Genomic DNA, 14731 nt, shown 5'->3' on the forward strand with positions numbered 1-14731 from the left:
CCATGATCCGCATTCTCACCCTCACGGCCGCCCTGGCCTTCGCCGGCGCCGCCGCCGCCCAGGATCCGCACGCCGGGCACAATATGCAGACGCAGGCCGCCGAGCCTCAATCGGCCGTCACCACGGTTCCGGCGAACGGGGCCATGACCCACGGATCGCCAGAACGCTTCAGCGTCACCTTCCCCCATGCGATGGTCCTGAAGACGGTGACCCTGAGCGCCGAGGGGCAGGCCCCGGTGGTCGTGAATGCCCCCGCCGCACCGGCCGCCGCGACCGTCAGCGTGGCCCTTCCCCGGCTTGCCCCGGGAACCTACACCGCCGCCTGGACCGCTGAAGGTCCGGACGGCCACAAGATGTCCGGCTCTGTCAGCTTCATGGTTCACTAGGAGAACGACGATGCGAGTTTCCAACCTGCTGGCCGCCGCCGGCGCGATTCTGGCCCTGAGCGCTGGAGCGGCCCTGGCCGCCGAAGGCTGCGAATGCTGCAAGGATATGGCCGCTGACGCCGCCATGAGCTGCTGCGACAAGATGAAGTCCGACGCTCCGCCGCCCGCCGAACCCGCGCCGCCCGCGCCGGCGCCCTCAGATGCTCCGGCTCCCCAGGGTCACGCCGACCATAACTGACCGCCCGATCTGAACCACTCCGGCAGGCGCTCCGACGGATCGGAGGTCTGTCCGGAGCAGACAGGCGTCAACTCTCGGTCTTCGCCGCGCTGAGCCGCGCCGCGCTCCCTGTGACGCCCACTCCCGCAACCCGGATGAAACGGACGGTTTCGGCCCGCGTCCGCGGTTCGGCGACGAAGCCCGCGTCGGCGAAGGCGAGGTGCTGGGGCATTTGCTCCCTCGCCGGATTCGCGCGCCACCAGTCCTCCAGCGAGGCCGCCTTGGGCAAGATGCCGCCGACGATCCGCTCGATGTCCCGAAACGACAGGTCCACCTCGGCGCCCTTCTGACGTCTGAGAAAGGCTGCGAGCGGCGTGTATTTAGCCATCTGGGTGTCTTGCTCCGCTGCTGCCGGGGGTCAAGCCCGGCTGGCGCGCTTGCGCTGCCCGATCTAGACTTACCGGCGGCGGGTTCCGGGAACGATAGGCGCCGATCGAGAGCCAGGGGACGTGCAAACGTCGGCGGCGATCGGCGGCGAAACGCCGGGCTTCATCACAGAAGTTCCTGGCCCGCCCCCTTCCCTCATCCCGGGTCGATCAGACCGCGCCGGACCGCCGAGGCGACCGCTTCGATCCGGGTCCGGACCCGGAGTTTGGAACAGACCTTCTCAAGATAGCTGTCCACGGTGCGGGGCGACAGCGACAATATGGTTCCGATGTCGGAGGAGCTCTTCCCGCGACAGACCCATTGCAGGCATTCCTGTTCGCGCGGGCTCAGGCTGACCGCGGGCGATCCACGGTCCGGATCTTCGGAGACAGCTTCCATATTACACCACGGGTTGTCCGACTTTCTCCGTACACGGCGGGTTCGGACCCGGGCAACGTCGATCAATTGCGGGCCGCCCGCAGGTTTCTTGCGGTCCGACGGCGCCGGTTGAACCGTAGAAGGGTCGCGCCTACAGCGGAGCCGTCGGGCGCCGCGAGATAGGCGCACAGCCGGAGCCGGGGTTCGTCGCTGACGGAGGCGGCGCTGCGCGCTGAAGTAACGGGCCTCGATCGCAGAGGATTCCAACGCCCGACCCCTCCCGCTTGCGTCGGGATTCCGTTTGATTCATGCTTCGATGTCGGCGTTCGCGCCGATAGGGGCCTGGAATCCCCTGTGCGATATCAAATCATCGACGGCTGCCGCTCTGTGCGTCGGCCGGTTGCCGCCATCTGAGCGCGCGCGTCGGCGCGCCTGCCCGGAATCGCGCGGCCACGCCGGGATTCCCGCCCCTCTCGTCGAGAGGTCGGAGATCCGTGGTGACCGATACGAAGCAGCTGGGGGTGGAGGCGCAGGACGGGATCAACCGTCTCTACCGGCGATACGCCGTCTGGCTGGATCGCCGGTTGCGCCCTCACATCGGCGCCGACGCTGCGGCGGATGTCGTCCAGGAGACCTACCTCAGGGCGGCGCCTTACGCCGTGTCGGACATCCGCCATCCAAAAGCGTTCCTGCTGCAGATCGCCCTCAATCTGGTCCGCGATGAAAGCCGAAGAGAGGGCCGACGCCGCCAGAGCCAGGCGCTTCAAAGACCTGCCGAGGCCGAGGCCGCGCCGCAGTTCGACCAAGTCCTTCTCGAACAGGTTATCCGGTCCATGCCGCAACTCTACCGCGACGTCTTCGTCTTGAACCGCTTTGGCGGTATGACTTATCCCGAGATCTCCGTGTCGCTCGAGATCAGCGTGAAAACGGTGGAATGGCGAATGTCCAGGGCGCTTCAGTACTGCGCGTCTCGGCTGGACCTGTAGGCAACGGATGATGATCGAGGCTGAAGCCGACATCAGGCGCAAGGAAGCCGCCGACTGGTTCAGCAAGTTGAACCAGCGCAAGGTCGACCGCCGACGTGAAGGCGTTCAGCGCGTGGCGGCGAGACCCGGAGAACGCGCGCGCTTTCAGCCGTCTCGAAGCCATGTGGGACGCGGCAGGGACGCTGGCGCAAAGCCCCGGGATGGCGGGGCTCGCCGACGAGGCCTTGAGTCGGGTCGAAAAGGCGCGCCCGCGCCGTCGGATGCGGGACGCCGGCCGTCTGATCCCGCTCGGCGTCGCGGGCGCCATGGCGCTTGTGATCGGAGCCGGGAGCCTGACCTGGTGGTCCCTGCAGCGGCCGGACGCCTACGCCACGGCCATCGGCGAGCAACGCACCGTGCGGCTGGAAGACGGTTCCCGCATCGTCCTCGACACGGACTCGCGGGTCACCGTTCGCTTCACCGACGCCCGTCGCGTGGTCACGCTCGCAGCAGGACGCGCCATGTTTGAGGTCGAGGGCGACGCCGCGCGGCCTTTCTTCGTCCAGGCGGGCGACACGGAGGTCACCGCCGTCGGCACGCGCTGACGTTCGGCGATCCGGCTCCGGGGCGCGTGTCGTCCTGGTCGAAGGGCGCGTCGACGTTCACAAGCCGTCCTCGAGGACGGCCCAATGGACCCTGGAGCCCGGCCAGCAGGTCACCACCTCGGGTCCAACGCCCCGGGTCGTCGCGGTCAATGTCCCGGCCGAAACCAGTTGGACAGTCGGCCGGCTGACCTTTGAGAACACGCCGATCGCTGCGGCCGTGACGGAGGTGAACCGCTACACCTCCAAACCGATCGAGCTTCGCGACGAACGCATCTCGTCGATCCGGGTCAGCGGCGTTTTCAACGCCGGGGACATCGACGGCTTCGTCGCCGCCCTGCGCGACCTCTATCACCTTGAAGCCGCCACGGCGGCCGACGGCCATCTGATCCTTTCGGGGCCGGCATGAAAATAATCTGCGTCCGGACTTAGGGGACGCCCCGCGACCCAACGTCTCCTCCCCGCCCCGCAAAGCCGCGGGTAGAAAAGAGGGGGAGATCATGGGTCACAGGTTCACTTCAACCGCGCTCGCTGCGCTCATGCTGGGTGTCGCGACGCCGGTCATCGCGCAATCGACCGAGGCCGTCCGGACGTTCAGCATCGGCGCCGGGCCGCTTGAGCGTAGCCTGCCGGTGTTCGCCCAGCAGAGCGGCCTGCAGATCCTCTATCCCAGCGCGCTGGTAACCGGCCGACAGGCTCGCGCCCTCACCGGCGAATACACTCCTGAGGCCGCGCTCGCGGAGCTCCTGCGCGGGACGGGCCTGGCCTATCGCCAGAGCCGCCCGACGGTCTTCGTGCTCGTTGATCCCTCAGCCCGCGCCGAGGCCGAACCGCAGGCCACCCAGCTTGAAGAAATCGTGGTCACGGGGACCTATCTGCGGGGCGCGGACAGTCCGTCGCCGGTCACCGTCATCACCCAGGACGACATCGCCCGGCAAGGCCGCGCGACGGTCGCCGAGACCCTCGCCGCCTTGCCGCAGAACTTCACCGGGGCGGCCTATGAGGGGTCTGCCGGGACAGGCGCAGACCGCACGAGCCGAAACTCGGCTTATGCGACCGGGGTGAACCTGCGGGGTCTGGGCGCGGATGCAACCCTCGTCCTGGTCAACGGCCGGCGGATCGCGGGCACGGGCAGCGCCGGCGACTTCTCGGACATCTCCAATCTTCCCAGCAGCGCCATCGCCCGAGCGGATGTGCTGCTCGACGGCGCGTCGGCCCTCTACGGCGCAGACGCGGTCGGCGGTGTGGTCAACATCATCCTGAAGTCACGGTTCGACGGAGCCGAAACCCGGCTACGTGTTGGCGGCACCAGCGACGGCGGGGCCGAGGAGACTCTCCTGTCTCACAGCGGCGGTTTCAACTGGTCCAACGGCGGCCTCCTCGCCGCTTACGAATTCCACGACCGCGGCGAGTTGCGCGCCGCCGACCGTCGCGCAACCGCGAATGCGGACCTGCGCCCGCTGGGCGGCTCGGACTGGCGCTTCACCTACGCGGCCCCGGGCAACCTCATGGCGTTCGATCCGGTCAGCGGATCCTATGAACCGGTCTACGCCATCCCACGCAATCAGAACGGCGTGGGCCTCCCGCCTGGAGACTTTCGCCCGGGCGAAGTCAATCTGACCAATCAGATGGAGGGCCTGTGGAGCCTGCCGCACCAGCGCCGGCACAGCCTTTTCGTGGCGGGCCGGCAGGACCTTCCGGGTGGTTTCAGTCTGGACGGCGACCTTCGCTACACCGACCGGACCTACATCCAGGAGTCGGTGGCCGACATCGGCATCCTGTTCGTGACGCCGGACAATCCCTTCTTCGTGCCGGTGGCGGGCGAGCCCTATCAGGAGATCGCCTATTCCTTCATCAACGACCTGGGGCCGGGCCGTGACGAAGGCTTCTCCCGCAGCGTCGGCGGCGCCGTCGGGGTCACGGGTGAACTCGCCGGATGGAACCTCGCGGCCTATCTGAGCGGAGGTCGGGAGACTACCGGGCTTATGGCCTCGAACCGGGTCCAGACGACCCGGCTCGACGAAGCCCTCGGCTCTACGCCGAACAATCCGGGAACCACCTTCAACCCGGCCGTCGACGGCTACTTCAATCCCTATGGCGATCCCGCCGCCCATAGCCCGGCCCTGTTGGCCTTCATCGGGTCCGGCTACCTTCGGTCCGAGAACATCAGCACGGTCGGCTCCTTCAACCTCAAGGCCGACGGCGTCCTCTTCGCCCTGCCAGGCGGGGACCTGCGCATGGCCGTCGGTGTCGACTATCGCCAGGAGCGTTTCGAAACCTCCGGCGAGAATTTCATCTCCGGCGCAGCGCTGCGCATCGCCGCCCCGACGGCGTTCGAGCGCGACGTCTCGGCCGCCTTCGTCGAACTGCGCGCGCCGCTCGTGGGGCCCGACAACGCCCGGCCCGGCCTCGAACGGTTGGAGCTGTCCCTTGCCGGTCGTGTCGAGGACCATGAGGGGATCGGCCAGACCAGCAATCCCAAGGTCGGCGTCCTCTACAACCCGACCCCCGACCTGCTCCTGCGCGCCAGCTACGGCACCTCGTTCCGCGCCCCTTCGCTGAGGGAGTTGAACAGCGCCTACCGGCTCGGCCCGGTGTTCCTGGACCGCGCCGGCGCCAATGTGATCAGCATCGTCCAGTACGGGGGCAACCCGAATCTCATCCCGGAGACCGCGGAGTCCTGGACGGCGGGCTTCGTCTGGACGCCCGCCGCCGCCGAAGGTCTCCGGATCGAGGGCGGCTGGTTCCGGACGACCTTCGAGGACCGGATCGCGACCCCGGTCGCGGAGAACCTGATCAATGCGCTCAATGATCCGACCCTGGCCCCTTTCATCCGCTATGTGAGCCCCGGCTCAAACGCGGACGACCGGGCCTATGTCCAGTCCCTGCTCGGCCACCCGGGCAACTTCAATCCGAACGTCTTCCCGGCGACCGCCTACGGCGCCGTCATCGATAGCCGCTACGTCAATGCTTCGGCCGTGGAGGTCGAGGGGCTCGACCTTTCGACCCGCTATCGCTTCACCCTGGGGTCGGATGACATCTCGCTCGACGCGAGCGTGACCCATCTGCTGACCAACGACCGGACGGTCACGGCTGCGTCGCCCACCGAGGACCTGCTCGGCGCCCCGAACTTTCCCGCCCGGTGGCGGGGCCGCTTCGGCGCCCAGTGGCAGCGGGGCCCGCTCACCCTCGGCAGCGCCCTCAACCACGTCAGCGGAGGACGCGATCGGGTCAACGGACGCGGGATCGATGACTGGATCACCCTGGACGGCCAGGTCCGCTACGACTTCGGGAGCGGATGGGGCGAAGGCCTTTCGCTCACCCTCAATGTGCTCAACCTGACCAATGAGGAGCCGCCCTTCTACGATGCGCCGGCGGGGATCGGTTACGACGCCGCCAACACCAATGTGCTGGGCCGGCAGATCTCCCTTCAGCTCGTCAAGCGCTGGTGAGCGTCCATGCGCATGGTCGCTTTCGCCCTCGCGGGCCTGCTCGCGACGGCGGGCCCGGCGTTGGCCAGGCAAGAGCCGCTCACGGTGGATGTCATTCTGGGGCTCGAGAGCTTCGGACGGGTCGCGATCGATCCGTCCGGCGCGGTCGCCGTCTTCGAGGAGCGGCGCGCCCGAGGCGATCTCCCCCGCCATGATCTGGAGGCCGAAGGCGCCAACCGGTACGCCCGGCTGTACCGCATCGACCTCGACGCCCCCGACCATCCGCGACCGCTCCTGACGATGGACGAAGACGCCGGCTATTCCGTCGGCGCCTTCTCGCCCAGCGGTCGGCGTCTGGCCGTGTTTCGGCTCCGGAACGACGAATGGCGGCTGGGAATCGTCGAGATCGCCGCGGGGGAGGTGGTGTGGACCGATGTGGCGCCGGAGCTTAGCCTGTGGGGCCGGTCCCTGGAATGGCTCACGGACGACACCCTCGTCGTGCTTGGCATGCCGGACGGGGCGCTTCCTCCAAGACTGGCGGGCCCCCGCGCCGAACAGGCACGCCTGCTGGCGCTGAGGGCGGCGGCGACGGCCGGGTCGCCGGCTGCGATCACGGTGGGCGAAGACGGCCCGCCGGAAGCCTTGCCGCCGCGACGTCTCTGGCGGATCGACGCCGTCACCGGAGAGGCCGCGGCGATCGCCGACGGTCCCTTCCTCGACCTCGAGGTCTCTCCGGACGGACGATACGCCGCGCTTCTGCTGGACGGCCCCCTCCTGCCGCCGCCCTCCGCCGATACCGCGAGCGAGGTGCGCCGCGCCCGGGGGCTGGAGCTCGTCGAGCTGACCACCGGGGCCGCCGTCCGGCCGCCCGAAGCCGGCAACATCTCCACGAGCCTGCTGGCCTGGTCGCCGGCCTCCGACGCCCTTCTGGTGGCGACGATCGGCGACGAACCGGCCCGGCTCCTGACCGTCGCTCCGGACGGCGCGGCGCGGGATGTGACCCCGGCCGGGGCGCACCCGACCACGCCGATCGACTTCCAGGGCATGGCCACGGCCGAGGGCGGCTGGTTGGGCGGTGTCCCGATCTTCAAGGGCCGCTCCGCATCCGGCGAGGGCTGGTTCGTCGCAGGGGCCGACGCCCAGCCGCTCACAGGCCTGTCTCCGGACGCCCGACTCGTCGCCGAGGGTCGCTCCTCGGTTCTGTTCGCCAGCGGCGGTCGCGTCATCCGCCTCGGCGCAGACGGCGAGTCCGTCGATCTCGGGGCCGCCGCCTCGGCGGTGAACCCGCGCGGTCCCTTCGGATTGCGGGCTCAGAGCGGTCCGCTGAAGGCGGACTTCGCGGTGATCGAACGTCCCGACGGGCGACTGTGCCAGGCCTGGGCCGATCCCGGGGCCGAGCCCCGATGCGTCGCGGCGACGCCTGGGGCCGCGATCAGCTGGAGCCAGGGGATCGGCCTCGACCGGAGCGGGCCGGAGGCCGAACCGAATACGCTTCGCCTCCAGCGCGGCCATAGCCGGGAGGTGGTCTGGCGGCTGAACCCCGAGCTCGACCGGATCGCGGTCGCGGGCGCCCCGGCGCATCACCGGCGTTGGCGGCGCGGGCGGCTGGCTCTATTCGCCGTCGAACCCGACAGCGACGCCGCCCGTGATCGTGGTGCCCTATCAGGGCGAGGCCTACCCCGCCCCGCCGTGGTGGATGCGGCGGAGTCCACCGGCCTGTCGCTGGCGCCCCAGCTGATGGTCGCGGCGGGCTACGCCATCCTCATCCCGGACCTCCCCGCGACCCCGGAACCGGCGGACGGCCTCGCCCAGCGCATCCTGTCGGTCGTCGACGCCGCGGCGGCGGAGGGGCTGGTCGATGCGGAGCGCATTGGTCTGTGGGGCTGGAGCTTCGGCGCCTGGTCCGCCGTGATGAGCGCTGCCCAGTCTCCCCGCTTCGACGCCGTGGTGGCGTTAAACGGGCCGATGAATTTCTCGACGGTCATCGGAGACGTCGGTTCGACCCTGCGGCTGGAGGGCGGGCATGCGCTCGCCGCGACGGCCGGCGCCCGCTGGCTGGAATCCGGGCCAGGCCGAGATGCGTGACGCCTACTGGCGCGCCCCCGACCGGTATCGGCGCAACAGTCCGTTCGAGCAGGCGGACCGCATCACCGCGCCGACGCTTCTCGTGGTGGGCGAGTATGACCTGATGCTGGGCCAGTCGGAGCAGCTCTATGGCGCCCTGCACCGTCTGAACCGCCCGGTGGCCCTGACCCTGCTCATCGGCGAGGACCACGGGGTTCAGAGCCCGGGCAACATCCGGCTCTATTACGACCAGGTCCGCGACTGGTTCGACCGGCATCTCAGGGGTTCCGGTGGTCCAGCCGTTCCCGCCAGCGCCGCACCCAGGCCTCCGTCAGGGCCAGACTGAGCAGGTGGGAATGGCCGCCACGCCACAGCAGGGCGTCCCGGGTGAGGCGGTCCTCCAGGCCGGGATCGATCAGCCCCGCCTCGGCCAGGGCGCCGCCGAGCAGATAGTCGCGCAGGAAGTCCAGGTGCGCGGCGACCGCGTTGCCATAGTAGGCGCCCAGTTCGCCCTTCGAGCGGCGATCGAGGATCGAGGGCGGCAAGACATCCGCGAAGGCGGCGCGCGCGGCGGCGCGATCCCGTCCGCCCCAGGTCAGATCGACCGCCGACAGGGCCAGCCCCGCCTCCATCACCGGCTGGCTGAGCAGCGGATTGAGGCAGGGACCGAGACGGCTGCGGACCGCCAGCCCCTGGAAGGTCTGACAGAAGGCCAGGGCGGACATCTGCAAGGCCTTGGCTGGCGGGACGCCGCCCAGATCGTCGAGCCAGGGGTGATCCCAGTCTGCGCGATGGCGGACCTCCTCGCGCCAGTCCTTCGCCAGCGCCGTCGGCCACAGGGGGCGCCGCAGCCAGCGCGAGAGCCGATGCAGGACCGCCAATCGCGCGCGACCGCGCCGCTCCCAGATCTCGTCCAGCCCGATCAGCAGGCTGGGCATCTGAAAGAAGACCGCGTCGCCGCCCTGCCCCGTCAGCGAGCCCCAGCCGCCTGTCGCCTCGATCCGGTCGGCGATGTCGTCGTTGTAGTCGGGATCGATGTCGTTGGCCGCCGGCCGGAAGGTCTCGGCGCAGGCGGCCAGACGCACGGCGTCGAGTCTGAGGCCGTCGCGGCGGACTTCGGTCAACGCGAAGCCATGCCTTTCCGCCACCGCCCGGGCGTAGGCCCGCTCGTCGCCCTCGGGCTGATCGACGTAATGGTTGACCCAGGCGGCGACGTTGCGGCGTTGGTCGGCGGTCAGGACGCCCGCCACGATGGCGGAGTCCAGGCCGCCGCTGACCTCGGTGATCCAGGGCCTGTCGCCCGCCAGCGCCCGCACCGACCGTTGCACCGCCCCTCGGAGGTCGGGAGGCGGACGCGAACCCCGGTCCCGGTACACCTCCGCGGGCCGCCAGATCTGGCGACCTTGGTTGACGCCCTCCCCAACGACCCGCAGTTCGCCACCGGCGACGGCCTGCAATCCGGTTAGGGCCAGTCGATGTCGATATTCGCCGGGGCGGGCCACCAGGGCGGCGACCGCGTCCCAATCCAGCGCGATCCCGTCGGGCAGCCAGGGATCGATGACCGCCGCGGCGCTCGTCGAGATCAAGGTCACGCCGGCCTTGCGCCAGACGACGCAGTCCAGGGCGCCCGACGGGTCGCGGAGCACGGCGACGTCGCCCTCGACCCGCCGGACCAGCAGGTAGCGCCCCCAATGGTCCGAACAGACCGTGCGGGCCTGCGCCGCGTCCAGCCGTCGGCATCCCAGGGCGCCGCGCGCCCGCAGCGACAGCGCCTGGCCCTCGCGGTCGTAGATCTCGCCGAGCACCACGCCGTGCCCGTCGAGCCCCCGCGCCACCTCGAGCCGTCCGCCGGTCGGGGCGAACACCTGGATGAAGGGGTCATGCGACTTGCGCGACCAGCCGGCCCGGCTCAGGCGCTGTCGAAGCGGCGCGACCAAGGCGTCGAGCGCAGCCGGATTGTCGCCGACCAGAATGATCGCAGAGTCCGCCGCCACCTCAGATCACCAGGATCGGTCGATAGACGGTCAGGGTTTCCGGGGCTTCGCTGACGCACTGGTCTCCGCTCTGCAACCAGCAATGGGCGAGAAAGGGGAAGGTGCGGACCCCGAACACCCAGTCCGCGTCCAGATCCGCGGCGTTCACGAAGCGCAGCAGCAGTTCCGCCTGAAGCAGACAGGCGCCGGTCCAGGGCGCCAGCGGCAGCAACTGGCGGAACACCTCGACCCGCGCGGCGAGCGCCTCGGGATCCGACCGGCGACCGCGACGCCGGGCGTATCGCCGGCTGAGGTCCAGAAGTGTCGGCCGACGCCGCACCGCTTCGACCCAGATGACGCCGAAGGTAACGAGGTCCCGCAGCGTCGGCCGGATCGGCGGCGCAGGCGGCAGGCGCGCCGACGGCAGGGCCGGCGGCGGGCTCCGATCTTCCGGCGCCGACGTGGGATGCAGCAACTCCTCGGCGGCCAGGCGAAGAAGATCGTCTATCGACCCCAGCGCCCGCCGTCCCTCGATCCGGAGATCGCCGCACTCCGGCAGGCACAGATAATCGTCCGCGGCGAGATCGAGCAGGACCAGATCGTCGCCGACACGGACTTCAGAACACCCTGGAGCAGACGGTCCTGGCGGTGGGCGCCCACCTGGTGCTCGCCACCGTGCTGCGCGGCGAGGAGATGGTCGTGCTGCCGGTGCTGGTCGCCCTCTATCTGATCGGCCGCGTGTTGTTCGCCCACGGTTATGCCCGGGGCGCGGCGGCCAGGGCCTTCGGCATGGCCCTTACCGGCGCTTCCACGATCGCCGCCTTCGGCGCCGCCATCGTCCTCATGGGGCTGGGCCGATGATCCTTTTCCGTCCTGCGCCTGCCGCCCTTCAGCCCGCTGCTGCGAGATGATGCGATGACCCTGCCCTCCCCGGCCTCGTCCGGCCTGCGCCCTATCGGCAAGCTCGCCGCGGCCACCGGCGTCAAGGTCCCGACCATCCGCTTCTACGAGGAGATCGGCCTGCTTCCCGCCGCCCCGCGCACCGCCAGCGACCGGCGGATGTATGACGACGCGGCGGAACGCCGCCTGTCGTTCATTCGGCATGCACGGCAATTGGGCTTCGATCTGGACTCGATCCGCTCCCTGCTGGATCTGTCCGATCACCCTGATCGGCCCTGCGCCGAAGCCAGCATCCTCGCCGAACGTCATCTGGCGGAGGTGACGCATAAGATCGCCCGACTCCGGGCCCTGCAACGCGAGCTTTCGCGGATGACGGCGGAATGTGCCGGCGGCCGCGTGTCCGCCTGCAAGGTGATCGAAGCCCTGCACGATCCCTCGGCGCCGGTTTGAAGACGAACCCGACCCGGGTTTGCACCGCTCCTCGGCCTCGCCGTGCAGGTCGGCGCTGAAGGTCAGAACGGGCCCGGGATGATGCAGGAGCCATTGGGTCACCGCGACGTTTTGAGTAATCCCGCGGCCCTCGTCGCGCTCCCTTCGTCCATGGAGGACTTCGATGGCGCATCGATCGACACAGCGACACGCCGATCAGACGTTCGCCCTTTTGACGGACCCGTACAGGCGCATCTCCCGCCTGTTCGAGCAGGCCGGCGCGGACGCAATCGAGACCCGTCTGGCGCTGAAGGAGACGGCCTGTCTGAGAGGGCGCGAAGCGGCCCAGGTCTTCTACGACGAGACCCGCATCTCGCGCGCGGGCGCCATGCCGGCGCCTGTCCGACGCACACTGCTCGGCGAAGGCGGCGTCCAGGGCCTGGATGGCGAAGCGCACCGCGCCCGCAAACGCGTGTTCATGGCTCTTATGTCGCCGGAACGGATCGCGCGGCTGGGCGACCTGTTCGAGGCGGAATGGCGACGCGCGGCCGTTGAATGGGCTGGCCAGGAAGAGATCGTGCTGTACGACGCCCTGCAGCCGGTGCTCACCCGCGCCGTCTGCCGCTGGGCGGGGGTGCCGCTGAATCCCGACGACGAAGCGAAACGGGTCAGTCACCTCAGGGCGCTGTTTGACGCGGCAGGATCGCGGGGGCCTCGCCACCTGTGGTCGAGGTACGCGCGGCGACGCGTCGACGCCTGGCTGGCCTCGATCATCGAGGGCATTCGCGCCGGACGACTGGCGCCGGATCCAGACACCGCCGCCTACGCCTGGGCCTGGGCGAGCGCGGATGATGGCGAACCGTTGGCGGCCCGGACGGCGGCGGTCGAACTGGCCAATGTGCTGAGGCCGACCGTGGCGACCTCGGTCTATATCGTGTTTGTGGCGCACGCGATGCAGGCGCACCCCGCGGCGGCCCGTCTGGCCACCGCGGACGCCGGCCGCCGCCGCGCCTTCGTTCAGGAGGTGCGACGCCTTTATCCGTTTTTCCCGGCGGTGATCGGGCGTGTGCGCGCGCCGTTTCGCTGGCGCAACCTTGACTTCCCGGTGGGTCGGCAGGTGATCCTCGATCTCTATGGCTCCAATCACGATCCTGCCGTCTGGACCGATCCCGACGAATTCCGGCCAGAGCGTTTCATCGACGGCTCCGGGGACGCGTTCGGCCTGATTCCCCAAGGCGGCGGGAACGCCCTGACCGGTCACCGTTGTCCCGGCGAAAGCATCGTCGTCGAATTGATGGAGCGGGCCCTCGGCTTGCTCGCCGGCCTGAACTACCGGCTGCCGGCTCAGGATCTGGAGATCGACTTCCGCCGCCTTCCGGCCCTCCCCAGGAGCGGGTTCCGAATGATGACGCGTCGGACTTCCCCGCGTGAGGGCGGCGCCTGATGTTTGCTCATGCGGGTGGCCGGCGCCTTCGTCCCTCTTTCACTTACAGCGAAGGCTGACGCGATGGCTTCGATGACATCCTATGACCTGGTGATAATCGGCGGCGGGCCGGGCGGGTACCCCTGCGCCATCCGGGCGAGCCAGCTCGGCATGTCGGTGGCGGTTATCGACGACCGGGAACTCCTCGGTGGAACCTGCCTGAACATCGGGTGCATTCCGTCAAAGGCGCTGCTGCAGGCCACAGAGCGGCTGGAGATGGCCCGCAATCTCGAGGCTTTCGGCGTCCTGGTCGACAATGTGCGGGCCGACCTTGCAGGCGTCATGCGGCACAAGGCCAGGGTCGTGACGGAGCTTGGTGAAGGGGTCGCCTACCTCCTGCGCAAGAACAAGGTCACCCGCCTGCAGGGCCGCGGCCGGCTGCTGTCGCGCGACCGTGTGGAAGTGAGCGCCCCGGACGGCAGCTTCGAGGTGCAGGTCCGCAAGGCGATCGTGCTCGCCAGCGGATCGAAAGCGGCGACGTTGCCGGACCTGCCCATCGACGAGCAGCGGATCGTCACCTCGGCGGGCGCCCTCAGCCTGACGGCGGCGCCGCGCCATCTGGCGGTGATCGGCGGCGGCTATGTCGGACTGGAGCTGGGCTCCGTCTGGCGCCGTCTCGGCAGCGAGGTCACCGTCGTCGAGGTGCTCGACCGGATCGCGTCCGGCGTTGATTCAGAGATGTCGACGGCGCTGCACAAGGTGCTCGAGGCCCAGGGCTTCCAATTCTGCCTGGCGCACAAGGTGGTCGGATCGCGAATGGAGGCGGACGACGTCGTCCTTGAGGTCGAGCCCATGGGAGACGGCGCGCGAGGAACCATCAAGGCCGATGTCGTGCTCGTGTCCATTGGCCGACGTCCCGCCACCGACGGACTCGATCTGGAGACGGTCGGCATCAAGCCGGACCCAAGGGGCTATATTCCGGTCGACGACGGCTTTCGAACCAGCGCCGAAGGGGTCTACGCCATCGGCGATGTCATCGGCGGCGCCATGCTGGCCCACAAGGCGGAGGAAGAAGGGATCGCCCTTGCCGAGCGCCTTGCCGGCGCCGCGGGCCATGTCGACTACGGAACGATCCCGGCCGTCGTCTACACCTGGCCGGAACTGGCCTCAGTCGGGCGCACCGAGGACGACCTCAAGGCGGCCGGCGTGGCCTATCGCGTCGGGCGCTTTCCGTTCTCGGCAAACGCCATGGCCAAGGCGCGGTTGGAGAAGAACGGGCTGGTCAAGGTGTTGTTGGCGGACGCCGGCACGGACAGGATTCTCGGCGTGCACATCCTGGGGCCGGACGCGGGCAGCCTGATCCATGAAGCGGTCGCCGTCATGCAATTCGGCGCGGCGGCCGAAGACGTGGCGCGGACGAGCCATGCGCATCCGACGCTTCCGGAAGCCTTGCGCGAGGCATGCCTGGCTGTGGCCGACCGCACGATCCACCTGTAACGACCGCCCGTCGCGTGGCTGCCCGGGCTGGCCGCGCGGC

General features: G+C 69.4%; 15 protein-coding genes and 1 pseudogene. 12 read left to right on the top strand and 4 right to left on the bottom strand.

Annotated features, from left to right (window positions below; all coding sequences use genetic code 11):
- Positions 1-2 precede the first annotated feature (2 nt).
- Entirely contained in the window at positions 3-386 is a 384-nt protein-coding gene (locus MU852_RS00895) for a copper resistance CopC family protein (RefSeq protein ID WP_017505553.1), read from the top strand.
- 10 nt (positions 387-396) lie between these two features.
- Positions 397-624 carry a hypothetical protein gene (locus MU852_RS00900; protein WP_017505554.1) on the top strand — a complete coding sequence of 76 codons (228 nt, stop codon included), beginning with the start codon at positions 397-399 and terminating at the stop codon, positions 622-624.
- A 67-nt stretch (positions 625-691) separates the two neighbouring features.
- Here MU852_RS00900 and MU852_RS00905 read toward each other — a convergent pair whose 3' ends face one another.
- Complete coding sequence (locus MU852_RS00905) at positions 692-991, bottom strand: DUF7662 domain-containing protein (RefSeq protein ID WP_017505555.1); 300 nt, start codon at positions 989-991, stop codon at positions 692-694.
- A 194-nt stretch (positions 992-1185) separates the two neighbouring features.
- The gene (locus tag MU852_RS00910) at positions 1186-1428 is read right to left on the bottom strand and encodes a helix-turn-helix domain-containing protein (RefSeq protein ID WP_084375300.1); all 243 of its coding nucleotides are present in this window, start codon (positions 1426-1428) and stop codon (positions 1186-1188) included.
- A 476-nt stretch (positions 1429-1904) separates the two neighbouring features.
- On the opposite strand from MU852_RS00910, the gene MU852_RS00915 reads away from it, so the two are divergent.
- The 6 genes from MU852_RS00915 to MU852_RS17155 all read left to right on the top strand — a co-directional run bounded on the left by MU852_RS00915 (position 1905) and on the right by MU852_RS17155 (position 8815).
- On the top strand, positions 1905-2393 hold the full coding sequence (locus tag MU852_RS00915) for an RNA polymerase sigma factor (RefSeq protein ID WP_066625047.1): 489 nt from the start codon (positions 1905-1907) through the stop codon (positions 2391-2393).
- A gap of 95 nt (positions 2394-2488) precedes the next feature.
- On the top strand, positions 2489-2977 hold the full coding sequence (locus tag MU852_RS00920) for a FecR family protein (RefSeq protein ID WP_249750662.1): 489 nt from the start codon (positions 2489-2491) through the stop codon (positions 2975-2977).
- 217 nt (positions 2978-3194) lie between these two features.
- Positions 3195-3383: a hypothetical protein gene (locus tag MU852_RS00925; RefSeq protein WP_249750663.1), complete on the top strand. Its 189-nt coding sequence runs from the start codon at positions 3195-3197 to the stop codon at positions 3381-3383.
- Positions 3384-3474: 91 nt separating this feature from the next.
- Positions 3475-6426, top strand: a complete 2952-nt coding sequence (locus tag MU852_RS00930) for a TonB-dependent receptor (protein WP_249750664.1) — start codon at positions 3475-3477, stop codon at positions 6424-6426.
- A gap of 84 nt (positions 6427-6510) precedes the next feature.
- Entirely contained in the window at positions 6511-8490 is a 1980-nt protein-coding gene (locus tag MU852_RS17150; RefSeq protein WP_283843720.1) for a S9 family peptidase, read from the top strand.
- Positions 8483-8815 carry an alpha/beta hydrolase family protein gene (locus MU852_RS17155; protein ID WP_283843721.1) on the top strand — a complete coding sequence of 111 codons (333 nt, stop codon included), beginning with the start codon at positions 8483-8485 and terminating at the stop codon, positions 8813-8815. Before MU852_RS17150 ends, MU852_RS17155 begins: the two co-directional genes overlap by 8 nt.
- Here MU852_RS17155 and MU852_RS00940 read toward each other — a convergent pair.
- Both MU852_RS00940 and MU852_RS00945 read right to left on the bottom strand, forming a co-directional pair.
- Positions 8748-10463, bottom strand: a complete 1716-nt coding sequence (locus MU852_RS00940) for an asparagine synthase-related protein (RefSeq protein WP_066624967.1) — start codon at positions 10461-10463, stop codon at positions 8748-8750. The two genes, MU852_RS17155 and MU852_RS00940, sit on opposite strands and share 68 nt — an antisense overlap.
- 1 nt (position 10464) lies before the next feature.
- Positions 10465-10917: a lasso peptide biosynthesis B2 protein gene (locus tag MU852_RS00945; protein ID WP_249750665.1), complete on the bottom strand. Its 453-nt coding sequence runs from the start codon at positions 10915-10917 to the stop codon at positions 10465-10467.
- A gap of 83 nt (positions 10918-11000) precedes the next feature.
- Here MU852_RS00945 and MU852_RS00950 point away from each other — a divergent pair.
- From MU852_RS00950 to lpdA, 4 genes and pseudogenes are all read left to right on the top strand, one after another.
- A pseudogene (locus tag MU852_RS00950) lies at positions 11001-11303 on the top strand (MAPEG family protein); the annotation flags it as partial.
- 54 nt (positions 11304-11357) lie between these two features.
- A complete protein-coding gene (locus MU852_RS00955) occupies positions 11358-11792 on the top strand; it encodes a MerR family transcriptional regulator (protein WP_054765660.1) in 435 nt (144 codons plus the stop codon).
- A 163-nt stretch (positions 11793-11955) separates the two neighbouring features.
- Complete coding sequence (locus MU852_RS00960) at positions 11956-13215, top strand: cytochrome P450 (protein ID WP_054765659.1); 1260 nt, start codon at positions 11956-11958, stop codon at positions 13213-13215.
- Between the two features lie 72 nt (positions 13216-13287).
- The gene (gene lpdA / locus MU852_RS00965; protein WP_249751998.1) at positions 13288-14691 is read left to right on the top strand and encodes a dihydrolipoyl dehydrogenase; all 1404 of its coding nucleotides are present in this window, start codon (positions 13288-13290) and stop codon (positions 14689-14691) included.
- Positions 14692-14731: the final 40 nt, after the last annotated feature.

The sequence above is a fragment of the Brevundimonas albigilva genome (assembly GCF_023503965.1).
Lineage (GTDB): Bacteria > Pseudomonadota > Alphaproteobacteria > Caulobacterales > Caulobacteraceae > Brevundimonas > Brevundimonas albigilva.

Coding starts and splice junctions, on each gene's coding strand:
- MU852_RS00895 (WP_017505553.1), top strand. CDS start 3: ATGATCCGCATTCTCACCCTCACGGCCGCCCTGGCCTTCGCCGGCGCC.
- MU852_RS00900 (WP_017505554.1), top strand. CDS start 397: ATGCGAGTTTCCAACCTGCTGGCCGCCGCCGGCGCGATTCTGGCCCTG.
- MU852_RS00905 (WP_017505555.1), bottom strand. CDS start 991: ATGGCTAAATACACGCCGCTCGCAGCCTTTCTCAGACGTCAGAAGGGC.
- MU852_RS00910 (WP_084375300.1), bottom strand. CDS start 1,428: ATGGAAGCTGTCTCCGAAGATCCGGACCGTGGATCGCCCGCGGTCAGC.
- MU852_RS00930 (WP_249750664.1), top strand. CDS start 3,475: ATGGGTCACAGGTTCACTTCAACCGCGCTCGCTGCGCTCATGCTGGGT.
- MU852_RS17155 (WP_283843721.1), top strand. CDS start 8,483: ATGCGTGACGCCTACTGGCGCGCCCCCGACCGGTATCGGCGCAACAGT.
- MU852_RS00955 (WP_054765660.1), top strand. CDS start 11,358: ATGACCCTGCCCTCCCCGGCCTCGTCCGGCCTGCGCCCTATCGGCAAG.
- MU852_RS00960 (WP_054765659.1), top strand. CDS start 11,956: ATGGCGCATCGATCGACACAGCGACACGCCGATCAGACGTTCGCCCTT.
- lpdA (WP_249751998.1), top strand. CDS start 13,288: ATGACATCCTATGACCTGGTGATAATCGGCGGCGGGCCGGGCGGGTAC.